The 13606-nt window shown below is 64.2% G+C and carries 14 protein-coding genes; 8 read left to right on the top strand and 6 right to left on the bottom strand.

What is annotated here, in order from left to right; all coding sequences use genetic code 11:
* Positions 1-33 precede the first annotated feature (33 nt).
* A complete protein-coding gene (locus tag PSm6_RS14345; RefSeq protein ID WP_265170425.1) occupies positions 34-801 on the top strand; it encodes an alpha/beta hydrolase in 768 nt (255 codons plus the stop codon).
* Between the two features lie 3 nt (positions 802-804).
* Here the strand turns inward: PSm6_RS14345 and PSm6_RS14350 are convergent, their stop codons facing one another.
* Positions 805-1287 carry a hypothetical protein gene (locus PSm6_RS14350; RefSeq protein ID WP_021216745.1) on the bottom strand — a complete coding sequence of 161 codons (483 nt, stop codon included), beginning with the start codon at positions 1285-1287 and terminating at the stop codon, positions 805-807.
* 230 nt (positions 1288-1517) lie between these two features.
* Between PSm6_RS14350 and PSm6_RS14355 the strand changes: the two genes are divergently transcribed.
* Positions 1518-3476: a DEAD/DEAH box helicase gene (locus PSm6_RS14355; protein ID WP_265170426.1), complete on the top strand. Its 1959-nt coding sequence runs from the start codon at positions 1518-1520 to the stop codon at positions 3474-3476.
* A 340-nt stretch (positions 3477-3816) separates the two neighbouring features.
* Here the strand turns inward: PSm6_RS14355 and PSm6_RS14360 are convergent, their stop codons facing one another.
* The 5 genes from PSm6_RS14360 to PSm6_RS14380 form a co-directional block, all read right to left on the bottom strand.
* Positions 3817-4281, bottom strand: a complete 465-nt coding sequence (locus PSm6_RS14360) for a hypothetical protein (protein WP_021216743.1) — start codon at positions 4279-4281, stop codon at positions 3817-3819.
* An 84-nt stretch (positions 4282-4365) separates the two neighbouring features.
* Positions 4366-4740: a response regulator gene (locus tag PSm6_RS14365; RefSeq protein WP_021216742.1), complete on the bottom strand. Its 375-nt coding sequence runs from the start codon at positions 4738-4740 to the stop codon at positions 4366-4368.
* Positions 4741-4764: 24 nt separating this feature from the next.
* Positions 4765-6207: an ATPase domain-containing protein gene (locus tag PSm6_RS14370; protein ID WP_021216741.1), complete on the bottom strand. Its 1443-nt coding sequence runs from the start codon at positions 6205-6207 to the stop codon at positions 4765-4767.
* Between the two features lie 193 nt (positions 6208-6400).
* On the bottom strand, positions 6401-7546 hold the full coding sequence (locus PSm6_RS14375; protein ID WP_043243798.1) for a two-component system sensor histidine kinase NtrB: 1146 nt from the start codon (positions 7544-7546) through the stop codon (positions 6401-6403).
* Positions 7547-7635: 89 nt separating this feature from the next.
* Positions 7636-8331 (bottom strand): glutathione S-transferase N-terminal domain-containing protein, encoded by a 696-nt coding sequence (locus tag PSm6_RS14380; protein ID WP_021219350.1) that lies wholly within the window; start codon positions 8329-8331, stop codon positions 7636-7638.
* 534 nt (positions 8332-8865) lie between these two features.
* On the opposite strand from PSm6_RS14380, the gene PSm6_RS14385 reads away from it, so the two are divergent.
* From PSm6_RS14385 to PSm6_RS14410, 6 genes are all read left to right on the top strand, one after another.
* A complete protein-coding gene (locus PSm6_RS14385) occupies positions 8866-9384 on the top strand; it encodes a MarR family winged helix-turn-helix transcriptional regulator (RefSeq protein WP_265170427.1) in 519 nt (172 codons plus the stop codon).
* 116 nt (positions 9385-9500) lie between these two features.
* Positions 9501-10688: an MFS transporter gene (locus PSm6_RS14390; protein WP_265170428.1), complete on the top strand. Its 1188-nt coding sequence runs from the start codon at positions 9501-9503 to the stop codon at positions 10686-10688.
* A gap of 30 nt (positions 10689-10718) precedes the next feature.
* Positions 10719-11570, top strand: a complete 852-nt coding sequence (locus PSm6_RS14395; protein ID WP_265170429.1) for an AfsA-related hotdog domain-containing protein — start codon at positions 10719-10721, stop codon at positions 11568-11570.
* Positions 11571-11640: 70 nt separating this feature from the next.
* Positions 11641-12333, top strand: coding sequence for an HAD family hydrolase (locus tag PSm6_RS14400; protein ID WP_265170430.1), 693 nt, complete (start codon positions 11641-11643; stop codon positions 12331-12333).
* Complete coding sequence (locus PSm6_RS14405) at positions 12305-12877, top strand: DUF2165 family protein (protein WP_236206087.1); 573 nt, start codon at positions 12305-12307, stop codon at positions 12875-12877. The genes PSm6_RS14400 and PSm6_RS14405 overlap by 29 nt, the downstream gene beginning before the upstream one ends.
* A 17-nt stretch (positions 12878-12894) precedes the next feature.
* On the top strand, positions 12895-13554 hold the full coding sequence (locus PSm6_RS14410) for a hypothetical protein (protein WP_265170431.1): 660 nt from the start codon (positions 12895-12897) through the stop codon (positions 13552-13554).
* Positions 13555-13606: the final 52 nt, after the last annotated feature.

Here is a 13606-nt window from a genome sequence, read left to right on the forward strand (position 1 = left end):
GCCCAGCGCGGGGGAACACCTTCGGAGCCCTCCATGACGCGCACCCTGCTCGTAACCCTCGCCCTTGTCGCCGGGCTGTACCTGGCCATCTGCCTCATGCTCTTCCTGTTCCAGCGCAACCTCCTCTACTTTCCCCAGCCCCGCGCGGTGCAGGCGCCGGAGAACACCCTGGAGTTGGCGGTACCGGAAGGGCGGCTGGTGGTCACGGTGCGGCCACGGCCCGGCGCGCAGGCGCTGCTGTACTTCGGTGGCAATGGCGAGGATGTGTCGCTGAACCTGGAACAGCTGGCCGAGGCCTTCCCCGACCGCGCGCTCTACCTGATGCACTACCCGGGTTATGGCGGCAGTTCCGGCGAGCCGTCGGAGGCTCTGATCCTGCGGGATGCCGAATTGCTCTACGACCACATCCGCGACCGCCACGAGCAGGTGGCGCTGGTGGGGCGCAGCCTGGGCTCGGGCGTCGCCGTACAGCTGGCGGGCAAGCGGCCGGTGAGCCGGCTGGTGCTGATCACGCCCTACGACAGCATCGAGAACGTCGCCGCCGGGCGCTTCCCCTGGGCGCCGGTGCGCGGGTTGCTACGGGATCACTACCGCTCGGCGGATGTCGTCGGCGCCTTGCACGTGCCGACGTTGCTGATGCTGGCCAGCGACGACCAAGTCATCCCCCGTGACAGCAGCGAGCGCCTGGCGGCGGCCTTCGCCCCCGGCGTGGCACGGCTGGAGGTGCTGGACGGCGCGGGCCACAACGACATCTCCCTGCACCCGCGCTACCTGCCGCTGCTGACCGAGGCCCTGCGCTGAGGCTCAGGCGTAGATGCTGATGCCGCCCTTGGCCTGCAGCCAGTCGCGGTAGGTCTCCAGCGAGCTGGTCTGCTTGTCGCCATTCACGCCGACGAAGGAGAAGGCGCCTTCCAGGCCCTTGTCGAGCAGCTTCTGCACCTGGGTCAGCATCTTGGCGGCGTCGTCGCGGTCCAGGGTGGAGACGTCCGGCAGCTGCATCTGCGCGCCATTGCCGCCATTTAGCCCGGCCCTGGTCGCGGCGCTGGCGTTGCTCAGCACGTTGCTGGTGTTGCCGGCCATGGCGTTCATCAGCCCGCCGCGCCCCTGGGCCACCAGGTTGGCGGCGAACTGGCGCAGCTCGGCGATGGGGTCCGCCGGCTTGTCGGTGGCCTTGCCATCGGTGCCGGTGGTGGTGCCGGAAGTGGAACCGCTGGTGCCGGTGGTGGACGGCTTGGTGGCGCTGGCGAGGTAGGTCGCCAGCGGCGAGCTGTTGGAGATGATGGTCATGGCCTTTCCCTGGATGCAGAGGATGCGCCGCTTTGGTGCAGGGATCGGGCCATATTCGTGAAAGCCCCGCTGCAGAAGGCTTCCGGCCTTTTGTTCGGGAATGTGCGCGGCGCCGCATTGCCGGCGCGGGGCAAGGCCTTGCCGCCGGTTGGCCAGGGGCCAGCAACTGACGGCGCAGGGGCAAAGCCCTTATCATCGCGCCCCGTTATTCGCTTTCCCGGACCCTTTGGATGCTGTCTGCCGTCAAGCGCTACAAGTCGCTGCTCTCCGGAGCGCTGGCGCGTTATTTTCCCCGTACCACCGCCTACCTGCGCGAAGAGCGCGAGGCTGCGCAGGCCATGGCCGCCCAGGCGCAGAAGAAGCCCCGTGGACGCAGCCGCAAGGGTGCCACCAGCACGCCCAAGGGCCGTTCGAGCGGCAAGAAATCCACCCCCAAGGAACCGGGCGGGGTCGCTGCGCCGGCGGCTGAGGTCCAGAACGACGGCATCTACGGCGGCCCCCTGCGGCAAAGCGCCGGTGCCGCCGAGGCCATGCGCGAGAAGGTCGCCGCCGCCGTGGCCGCTGGCGTGGTGGCTGCGCCTTCGGACGAGCAGTGGGCGATGATCCTCGGCCGCGCGCCGGTCACCCGCATCTTCGCCGGGGCCGGCTCCGGCAAGTCCACCACCCTGGTGCTGCGGGTGGTGTTCATGCTCTGCCACCTGGGCATCGAGCCCGGCAAGCTCACCGTCATTTCCTTTACCAACGCCTCCTGTGCGCAGCTGCGCGACCAGCTGCAGCGGGTGCTCGGCTTCTGGGAATTCGCTTTCGACGCCACCCAGGCGCGGCAGTGCGTGCGCACCTTCCATTCGGCCATGGGCGTGCTGGCCAAGGGGGCCCTGGGCAACCCCGCCTGGTTCGAGCAGCTGGACGACCGCGACCCCAGCGCGGAGCCGGACAACCCCCTCGCCGCCGGCCGCCTGCGCCCGGCCCAGCAACGCCTGCTGGAGGAGGCCTACCAGGCCTGCTACGCCGCCGATGCCGGGTTCCGCCAGCGGGTGCACCGCCTGCTGGGGCTGGCTGAACCGGCGGAGGAGGAGGGCGCCACCATCGGCCAGGCGCCCCGTGATGCGTTGCGCCTGGCCGGCGAGCTGACCGCGCTGCCGCTGCCCGAGGCCTTCCATGCCCAGGCCGGGTTCATCGAAAGCATCGGCCTGCGCATCGATCAGTTGCAGCCGGCCAAGCTCACTTGCCCGCCCCAGGAGCGCTTGTTCATCGAAGCCCTGCAGCCCTTCTGGGCGCGCTTCCAGGCGCTGTTGCGCGAGCGCGGCGCGATGACCTTCAACGATGCCTTCGCCGAGCTCACTCAGCGCCTGCAGGCCGGCAGCCTCGACGCCGCGCTGCTGGAGCCGCTGACGCACCTGCTGATCGACGAGTTCCAGGACATCTCCCCGCAGATCGTCCAGTGGCTGCAGGCCGTGCACCGCCAGCTGGCACGCTCGCGCCGGGCACCGAGCCTGATGGCCATCGGCGACGACTGGCAGTCCATCTACGGCTGGCGCGGCAGCTCGCCCGAGCTGTTCATGGATTTCGACCGCCATTTCCCCGGCAAGGGCAAGGCGAAGAAGAGCAAGGTGCTGCTGCTGGAAACCAACTACCGCTCCATCGAAACGGTGGTGCGCGACGGCGAGGCGGTACTCGGGGGCGTCGCCTTCAAACAGGAGAAGAGCAGCCGCGCGGTGAAGGTCGCCCAGCTGGAGGACGGCGTGCGCCTGGTGCAGGGTTTCGACCTGGCCGCCGGGCTGCCGAACCTGGTCGCCGACATCCAGGCCCAGTGCCGCCATGTCGAGGAGCGTGGCAGCGGCGAGCGCACCGCCGTGCTCCTGCTCGGCCGTCGCAACGAAGCCCTGCGCAGCATCCAGGCGCAACTGGACCCGGCGCTGCCGGTGAAGGCCTACAGCATCCACCGCGCCAAGGGCCTGCAGGCGGAGGTGGCGGTGATCGTCGACGACTGCCTGCCCACGGAGGCGCACCCGCTGCGCAACGCCCTGTATGCCCGCTGCGGATTCTTCCGCAACAGCTACGACCAGGCCATGCGTGACGAAAGCCTGCGCCTGGCCTATGTCGCCATCACCCGGGGCGTCAGCCGCGTCATCTGGTACTGCCGCAAGGCCCAGGGCGCCACCGCCGTATTGGCCGGGCGCGGCCGTTGAGTCGTTGAGCCCGTAGGAGCGAGCTCTGCGAAAGCTCCTGCAGGGGCGACGTCAGTCGCCAAGCGGTGCGCAGCGCCGCCGCCCTTGTGTGGGAATTCATTCGCGATCGGAGCCCCGGACTGAAGTCCGGGCTACGGGCTCGCGAAGCGCCTGGCGACATGGCCCGTCACCGCTCCCTTGGTGGATGAAAAGAGCGTCATCCACCCTACACGGCGGTCTTGCCCGTGCGGTGGCGAGAGCCTTTGTAGGGGCGACTTTAGTCGCCAAGTGGCGCGCAGCGCCGCCGCCCTTGTGGAATTCATTCGCGAAAGGGCGGCCCTGAAACCGCCGCTGCGTCGCCTCAGAACAAGGCTTCGGTGTCGCGGATGAGCACGGCGTGGTGGCCGTCTTCGTCTTCGAAGATTTCGTAGAGGAAGTACATCTCGATGGCGCCCTCGGGGGTGTTCACGGCCACCTGGTCGCCGGCTTCGGCGGTGAAGTAGGCGCGGCTGGCGGGGGCGGCGATGCATTCGATCAGGGCACTGAAGAACTGCGCGGGGTCGCTGTCGTCGTAATACTCCTCGCGCTCGCTGTCGCTCCATTCGGCGGGGGGCTGGAAGACGCCGGTGATCAGTACGCGGGCATCGCCGAGGTCTTCTTCATCGGCGTCGGCATCGTCGGGGTCGGCGCGATAGAGCGTGGCTTCGAGGGCGTCGGGGCTGCCCAGCACGGCCTGGCGGGAGGTGAAGCGGCGCTGCGGGTCGAGGGCGACGGCCTGGCAGATCTGGACCCAGGTAGGGTCGCTGGCGAGTTCTTGGGTGGACACGGCGGTCTCCGCTGGGGGCTGAAAGCCGGCAGTTTCCGGGACGCGGGTGACGCTGGCAATGGGCGGCGGACGGAGCGGGGCGGTTCAGGCCTGGCCGTCGCTGGGGCCGATCAGTTGCGCGACCGTGGCGATCACGGCGTTGATGTCGAAGGGCTTGTCGAAGACGGCGGCGAACAGGTCGCTGCGGTCGCGGCCGACGCTTCCTTGGGCGCCGCTCATGAGGATGATCGGCAGATCGGGGGATTGCGTGCGCGCGCGGATCGCCTGGGCGAACTCCAGGCCGTCCATGATCGGCATCATGAAGTCGGTGATGACCAGGGACGGGCGCTCGCGATCGAGAACTTCCAGCCCCCTGCGGCCGTTGCCGGCCTTGACCACCATGTAGCCTTCGTCCTCCAGCGCAAAGGCCAGGATATCTGCAATCAGATACTCGTCATCGACTACCAGGATCGTTGTCATTAGGCACTGACCAGTTGGCGTGTTTCAGTTGCCGGGATTGGGCGTTGCCGCCCCCGACATGACTGCCGTCGCATGCTTGAAGGCCTTGTCGAGGTTGATTCCATGGTCGTGGATAACGACCTCCAGCAGGGAGGGGTCGTAACGGCTGTCCCTCATCTTGAGAATGGACAGCAGGCGTTTCAGTTCAGAGTTCATTTCCACGTAGCGCATCAGCACCAGGTTGTCGACGATGCTCGACAGCTCCGGCGCCGGGGCATTGATGTCGGCACTGTACAGGTCGCGCATCTCCCAGGTGGCGAGGACGGTGACGCCGAGGGCGCGCAGCTCGTTCATCAGGGCGCTGAAGAACTCCACCAGGCGCGACTGGTTGCTGGCGACGCGGGCCATGCCGCCGAGGCTGTCGATGTGCACGCGCTTGATGCCTTTCTCAACCACGGTCTTGATCAGCCGCGCTCCGAGGCCGTCGAGCAGGCCTTCGGTGGTGGGTTGCCACTTCAGGTGCAGGGCGCCGCTGTCTTCCAGGGGCTGCAGGTCGATGCCGATGCTGCGTGCCTTGATGCGCAGGCGCTCTGGGGACTCGTAGAAGCCGAAGTGCAGTCCGGGCTCCTCGGGGGTGGACTGGGCGAGGAAGCTGATGCCGAGGCTGGTCTTGCCGACGCCGGCCGGGCCCATTACCAGGGTGGCCGAGGAGCGCGCCAGGCCACCGTCGATCAGCGCATCGAGGCCGCCGATGCCGCTGGAGATGCGCTGCAGGTCGGCGCTGTCGGGGCGCGTGGGGCGGCTGTAGAGGGTTTCCAGGCGCGGGTAGACGACCAGGCCGTCGTCGGTGATTTCGCACTCGTGCAGGCCGGACAGCGCACCGCTGCCACGGGTCTTGCGCAGCTGGATGCGGCGCACCGAGCGGGCACCGAACAGCTCTTCGCCCAGTTCGATGACGCCATCGACCATGGTGTGCTCGGGGCTGCCGTCGTCGAGGCGGGCGCTGGTGAGGAAGAGCACGGTGCAGCCGGCGAAGGCGGCGTGGCCCTGCAGCTCACCGATGAATTTCTTGGTGTCCAGCGGCGTATCCGCCTTGGAGCGGGCATTGAGCAGGCCGTCGACGATCAGCACCGTGGCCTTCTGCCGGCTGATCTCGCGGCGCAGCAGCTTGACCACCTCGTCCAGGCCTTCGTTCTCCAGCGTGTCGAAGGCGCTGACGAACTGGATCTGCGCGCCGATCTGCGAGGCGTCGAAGAAGCTCAGGGTGGAGAGGAACTGGAACAGTCGCTCATGGGTTTCGGCCAGCAGCGTGGCGACCAGCACGCGCCCGCCGTCGCGCACGTGGTTGAAGGCGATCTGGTTGGCGAGGATGGTCTTGCCCGATCCGGGACGGCCCTGGACGATGTAGGACGCGCCGGCAACCAAGCCACCCTTCAACAGGGCATCCAGCCCCTCGATGCCGCTCTGAAGGCGTTTTAGCTGTTCCAAGTTCTGGCCTGCCTCATCTGGATGTTCGCTTGAGAGGGCCGACGTGCCTGCTCGGGAGCCTGGCTGGCCGGCACTGCGCATTGCGTCCGGTCATGGGCGGGTCGGCCTTGATCCCGGCGATTCTACGCTGCCGGGTCACTATCAGCGATAGAGTCGTGCCTTCTGAAGTAGTTCCTGTGCGCGGCGGCACCTTTCAGGGGGCCTGGTAGAGCAGCGCCGGCAGGCACAGCGTCATGGTGGTGCCGCGCCCCGGTTCGCTGTCCACGCGGATGGTTCCGCCGTGCTGGCGCACGAAGCCGTAGGCCTGGCTCAGGCCCAGGCCGGTGCCCTTGCCCAGCCCCTTGGTGGTGAAGAAGGGCTCGAAGATGCGCGGCAGCACGTCCGGCGGGATGCCGCTGCCGCTGTCGCGCACCGAGATGATCAGGAATTCGCCGGTCAGCTCGTCCCACTCGCCGGTCAGGGTGCGGTTCTCCGCGCGCAGCACGATGCTGCCGTCCTGCTCCATGGCGTCGCGGGCATTGAAGATGAGGTTGAGCAGGGTCATCTCCAGCTGGCTCGGGTCCACCAGGATGGGGTGCAGCGGCGGGCACAGCTGCAGCTCCAGGGTCATGCCCTTGGGCAGCGCCTGGCTGAAGAACATCTGCGCCGAATGCAGGGTGTTTTCCAGCTGCACCACTTGCTGTTGCTGGTCGCGCTGGCGGGCGAAGGAGAGCAGGTGCTGGGTCAGGTGGCTGCCGCGCAGGCCGGCCTCGTGGATGCTGCCGAGCAGTTCCTTGATGCGCTTGGGGTCCTGGGTGCGGCCGGCCAGCGCCGAGGCGCCGATGATCACCGTGAGCAGGTTGTTGAAGTCGTGGGCCATGCCGCCGGTGAGCTGGCCCAGGGCTTCCAGCTTCTGCGCCTGGAACAGCTGCGCGCGCAGGCCTTGCAGGTGCAGCTCGGACTCGTGGCGTTCGGTCATGTCGCGGGTGATCTTGGCCAGGCCGATGATCCGCCCGTCGTGGTCGCGCACCACGTCCATCACCGCTAGGGCCCAGAAGCGCGTGCCGTCACGGCGCACCCGCCAGCCTTCGTCCTGGGCGCGCCCGGTATTGAGCGCGGTGGCGATCAGGTGGGCGGGGCGGTTGGCTGCGCGGTCTTCCTCGGTGAAGAACATCGACAGGTGCTGGCCGATGGCTTCCTCGGCGCTGTAGCCCTTGATCCGCTCCGCGCCGGCGTTCCAGCTGATGATCTCGCCCTCGGGCGAGAGCATGTACAGGGCGTAGTCGACCACGGCGTTGACCAGCAGCTCGTAGCCTTGCTCGTTGAGCCTGTGGATGGGCTTGGGGGTGTTCGGGTCCATTGGCACCTGCTTGGGCGGGGAACCGGGTAGGGGCTGGCAGTGTACGTCTTCCCGGACGGCGCGCGCACCGTCCGGTAGCGGGGCGCAGATCACCCCGGAATCTTCAGTCCACGGGCCACTGCCGGGCGGGCGAGGAAGGCCTCCAGCACGCGGGTGACGTTGGCGAAACCGTCGATGCCCACCAGCTCGCCGGCCTCGTAGAAGCCGATCAGGTTGCGCACCCAGGGGAAGGTGGCGATGTCGGCGATGCCGTAGTCGTCCTGGATCCAGTCACGCCCTTGCAGGCGGCGGTCGAGCACGCCGAGCAAACGCTTGGATTCGGCGACGTAGCGGTCGCGCGGGCGCTTGTCCTCGTAGTCCTTGCCGGCAAATTTATTGAAGAAGCCGAGCTGGCCGAACATCGGGCCGATGCCGCCCATCTGGAACATCAGCCACTGGATGGCCTCGTAGCGCCCGGCGGCGTCATCGGGGATCAGGCGCCCGCTCTTCTCTGCCAGGTACAGCAGGATGGCGCCGGACTCGAACAGCGCCAGGGGCTGCCCACCGGGGCCGTCCGGATCGAGGATGGCGGGAATCTTGTTGTTGGGGTTGAGGGAGAGGAACTCGGGGGACAGCTGGTCATTGGTGTCGAAACTGACCTTGTGCGCCTCATAGGGCAGGCCGATTTCCTCGAGCATGATCGACACCTTCACCCCGTTGGGCGTGGGCAGCGAGTAGAGCTGCAGGCGGTCGGGATGCTGGGCGGGCCACTTGTGGGTGATGGGGAAGGAGGAAAGGTCGGTCATGGGGAGTCCTGTCGAATGGCTGCGGGACGAGCAGACAGCATGGCTGGGTCGCGGCGCTTGTCCAGCGATGAACTGCGGGGTGTGTCCAATGTCCGTCTTTCGACCTGCCGGGCGGGAAAAAGATCGGCTTGCCCGATCCGCGCCTGTGGGATTGGAACTTCGGCGTCGCTTCTGGTCTTTGGAAAATGGCTCCAGTTCTGTAGGCCAAGGTTCGACGGTGGGTGGGAGAATCTGCGCTCCGTGGCTAGGCAGGAGATGCGCCGAGACGTCCCTGACGCAGTATCCGGAGTCGAAGGGGCGACTGACCCCAGGAGGTCGGGAACGACTGTCCAGGCTTCTGGTTCGGGTCTTTCGACGGCAGGAGCAGGTACTACGCAGCCACGAGCCGGCTGCCTGTCGCTGCGCTGTTCCGGGCACCGGCAGGCGAGGCAACGCGCAGTGGCTGTGCTCGATCCGGCCCCCTGTCGACGGGTTGACGTGGCCGCAGTCGCCTCTCAAGGTATGTAGCAAGCTACAAAGCAGGACACAGAAAACATGTTCGAACTCAAGGACCTTCCATCCCGGGACACGCTGGCCCGATTTGCCGACGAGTATGGGAACCCGGATGTAGAAGGGCTTCACACCTGGCTGACCTGGGCCTCGGCCACCAACCAGATGCTGTCGGCATTCGATGAGAACCTGGCCAGGCACGGCCTGTCACAGACGAACTTCTTTGTGTTGCTGCTGCTCAAGCGCAACCCGGAAGGGCTGACGGTCGGCGCGCTCGCGGAAGGCGTCTCCGTTGCCTCGCAGACCATGACCCGCGCTGTCGCGAAGATGGAGGCAAATGGGCTGTGCAGCAAACACGAAGACCCCCTGGATGGCCGCTTGTGGATCGTTCGCCTGACGCCCGAGGGTGAGGCTGCCTTGGCGAGGGTCCTCCCCCGACATTACGAGTGGGTAGCCGAGCTGATGAGCGCGTTTACTGAGAAGGAGCGTGCCAGCTTGGCCAAGCTCATGGTGAAGGTGGGCCCTGCGTTGGCGTTGCGCACCTCGGGCAACGGAACCGGCTGACCGCGTTTCATTCGTCTAGGCATGTAGCAAGCTTCAGAAGTCCGTATGCCTTGCCAGGAGTTCCGCGCGGCGAGGCCACCTGTACTGAAACTCCTGGCTCGAAGAGATATGTAGCAATGCACATAAATTCCAGTCATGCGACGGCCCCTGCCACCTCTTTGGTTGTGCAGATGATCCTTTGTGCCGTGGCGGTTGTATCACTGCTTTACGTCCCTGTACCGATCCTCGCGCGGTTGGCCCAGGACTACCAACTTCCGCTCGGAGGGGTTGGCCTCTCTTTGATGGTGTTCAGCGTCTGCTATGCGTGCGGCTTCTTGATCTTTGGGCCACTGTCCGACAGGTTGGGGCGCCGCGCTGTGCTGGTAACCGGCTTGGTGGTTCTGGCTGTCGCTTCTGCAGCCATGGTTTTTGTGTCGTCTTCGAAGGCTTTCCTGGCAATGCGTGCCCTTCAGGGACTCGCCGCCGCTTCATACCCGCCTGTCGCCATCGCCTATCTGTCCGAACATGGCAGCCCCCGTCAGCGGGCATGGGGCGTCGCCTGGTTGAGTACGGCGTTTCTCACTGCAGGACTTCTGGGGCAGTTGTATGGAAGCCTCGTCGCTGCGACCTGGGGATTCGGCCTGGCAATGGTCCCGTTGTCAGCTATCTACATCATCACTGCCATAACGCTGCTGAGCAGTCGCAACGGTCTTCGGAAGACCGGAGCGCCCGGGCACTTGCTGTCGATTTACCGACCTCTCTTCCAACTCCTCTCCGATCCCCAGCTGCGCCGCGTTTACGTCCCTGCTTCGCTGCTGCTCATGGCGTTCGTGGCCTTTTATGTGGATCTGGATCGGCGATTGCTCTCTGGCCTCGGGCAGGGGATCGATCCGCTGTTCGCGCGGGCAGTTGCCTTGCCAGGACTCTTTGCACCTCTTGCGGTTGCGGGGGCTATCCAGCGATGGGGCGCGAACCGCGTCGCCAGCTCAGGTCTGGCCGTTTCGGCCCTCGGCTTGTTCCTTGTTGCGGTGGTAGGGGAGCACAGCCTCTTCTGGTTGCTGGCATCCAGCGTGGTATTCGTGGCCGGCATCGGTATCAGTGTGCCCGGTCTTATCGCCTCTACCTCGACACGTGCTCCGGAGGCGTCGAGGGGGCTTGCCGTGGCTCTCTATACCTTTTTCCTGTTCCTGGGCGCGAGCTTGGCCCCGTGGGTCGTACGCCTGGGTGGGGCCTGGAAGGACTCGGCTCTGTTTCTGGTACTGGCGTCATGCATAGCGGCTGCCGCGATGTACAGCGCCACCGAGAGTAGAAGGCGTGCGCGGTAATCGTTCAATGCTGCGCGCAGGTAGTTGCAGATGATCAAGGATGCCGACGGATCTCAGCTAGCTGCAGTGGATAGTCTGACAAGGAGTCTCGATATGGGCATTTATCTGGTTGTCGCTGATCGATTCGAGGTGTTCTCGAAACAGCGTAATGTGCTTACCAGCAGCGCGCTCCGCCAATCGTTGGGTGGCAGGGGTGTTGTTCAGCTGAAAGGCTCGAGGTTTGTTGCTGGACAAGGTCTTTCCTCCGAGCAGATCGATCAGCTTCATGACATGGCGCTTGAACTGGGGTACGTAGAAGAGTTCCGTCACTGGCGTGCATGGGCCGAACAAGAGCCTGCAAGCGTCCGGCTTTCGCATAAGCGCAAGAAGCAGAACGTACTGATTTCGACACCCGAGCGACGTGGAGATGTCTTTGTCGCAGGCCTGCTGCTGGACGCAAACAATGAGTTGATGCTCGACCATCTGACTGGCCAGCACGTTCAGGGGATGGTGTTAACCGAAGCGTGTCGCCAGATGTTCCTGGCGGTAACGGAGAGGTTCCACCTCGCGGACTTCCAATCAGTTGAGCGCTATTTTGTGCTCAACGAAATGGCCATGCGTTTTTTGGCATTCGCCTTTCCCCTCCCGGCGGAAATCCGTTATCGACTTCTAGAGATGACACAGCCTCGACCCGATCGGGTGGACGTGCATGCCGACATGGAGGTCTGGCAAGGAGAGCAAGCGGTTGCTGGTATGACGGTTAGGTTCAGCGTCATGGATGCCAAGCTCATTGGTGTTCGAGAGTGCAGGCTCGCAGCCAGCGCTCTAGCTGCCCAGCTTCAGTGGCTGCGTCGACGGCTGGGCATCGTGCCTGTCGAGAATGCACTCGGCGTAAATCTTTAGCCAATCCCTTATCAGAGAGAGGGCCTGTTGCTGGCATTGACTAAGCGTCAGTGCCAGCAAGGACGCGACCATGAACTTACCTCGTCTCGCTTTTTTTGATGTAGATGAAACGCTTATCGACATCAAAAGCATGTTCAGTTTTCGAGCTTTCTACCTACTCCGCCAGCTGGGAGCTGCAAACGGCGCACAGGCTGAGCAGCAAGAAGTCGACCGCCTTGGGCAACTGATGAGCCAGGGCGCTGATCGAGCTGCTGTAAACCGTTCCTTCTATGAGGTCTTCCAGGGGCATGAGCGGTCACGGGTCATTGAGGCTGCCGATGCATGGTTCTCGATAGAAAAAGAAAGGCCGGGATTCTTTGTCGACACAACGCTGAGGGCATTGAGGCAACACCAAGAAGATGGAGTGGGCATCGTGTTCGTGTCGGGCTCGCTTACGGAGATCCTCCGACCGTTGGCCGAATACCTGGGCGTGAACGAAGTGCTGGCAACCCGCCTTGAAGTAGAAGCAGGCCGCTACACGGGGAGGTTGGCGGCTCCACAGACAATCGGTACTGGGAAATGGGAGGCGGCCAATCAACTGATGCTGGAACGGGGAGCCAAGCCTGGCGATTGCTATGCCTACGGTGACCATCTTTCCGATCTTTCCCTTCTGGAGAGTGTTGGCCATCCACGAGTGGTCGCTGTCGATCCTGCTCTGGTCGAGATAGCCAGACTGCGGGCATGGCCGTTAATGCATGCGGCTTCTGATCGGCAAGGGGGCTGATATGTTCTTCCACTCGTTTATTTTCGGCCGCCTGGCCGTTCTCGTGGGTTTGGCCTCTTGGCTGAGTATCGCTGTGATCAATAACCTGTTCGATCCCGATACCAACATCCTGCACTTGGGCAACACCCTTTCCATGGCCTTGCTCAAGGAAGAGCAGGTGCTCGGCGGCGCTCTTCTATCGAGAGCGTGGCCGATCGAGTGGGCAGAGCCGTTGCTGATGGTCGTCGCGACCAGTCAGATGCTCATCGCGGTTTTTCTATGGGTTGCTGCGCTCGGGTATGTGCGGGCTTGGCGGCGACGTAGCCTTTCGAGTCTCGATCAGGCGCGCAACTTGGCATTGATCGCACTGACTTGCTTTCTTCTGCTCTGGCTTTTCTTCATCTGCGGTGGGCTGTGGTTCGGCTATTGGCTCAAACAAGGGGCCATACAGTCGGTACACATGACACTGATTCTCATAAGTCTCGGTGCCCTCCTGTGGGTGCAGAGCGAGCCTGCTCGCCTCTGCCACGAGCTTTCAAAGAAAGGCAGCCACGAGAACAACTAAATAGAAGGAGCTCCAACATGAACCAATGGAACCGTTGGGTATTCACCGCTTTCCTGACGACCCTGGTGGCGGCCAATTCCTTTGCTTCCGAGTCAGTGTCCAAGGAGATAAACGCAATGAAGTCCGATACGGATTCGATTTCCATCCCCAACTCGCATGCATACGTTTCTGCTCGCGAGGTCACCATGGATGGTGAGCGGGTTGTATTGACTCGTTATCAGCGCATGGATGGACGCAATGCCGAGTTGGGCGGCGAGCATTTCAGCACTGTTGTATCCGAGACCGGTGAGCTTAAGGGCTTCGCCAACATTTCTCTGGATTTGGCAGGAAAGCCCTTGCCCTCTCGTGAGCGTTCGGAGCAGGTGGCGCGTGATTTTCTGCAGCGATCCGCCCCTGACCTGCTCGCCCGGATGAAGATCAGTTGGATAGATCCTCACGATGAGGCCATCGAGGTAGTTCGCGACGGCCAAAAGAAGACGGTCACGTTGACCGGAATGAAGGTGAAGGCCCGCAACCTGGCCGATGGTCGCTGGTTCTGGATCATCGTCGGCAGCGACGAGAAGCCGATGATCTTCGAGCGCGACATCGTGTGGATCACTTTTCCTGGAAAAAGGAAGACCGAGAAGTGGCTGCACGATAGCTGGCTGGCAGAGCAAACCGCTGACAGCAAGGGATAAAGCATCGAACGGAGTTCCCCCCTTTTCGGTGCACCAACAGCACAAGGAGTAA

Source organism: Pseudomonas solani, assembly GCF_026072635.1.
Lineage (GTDB): Bacteria > Pseudomonadota > Gammaproteobacteria > Pseudomonadales > Pseudomonadaceae > Metapseudomonas > Metapseudomonas solani.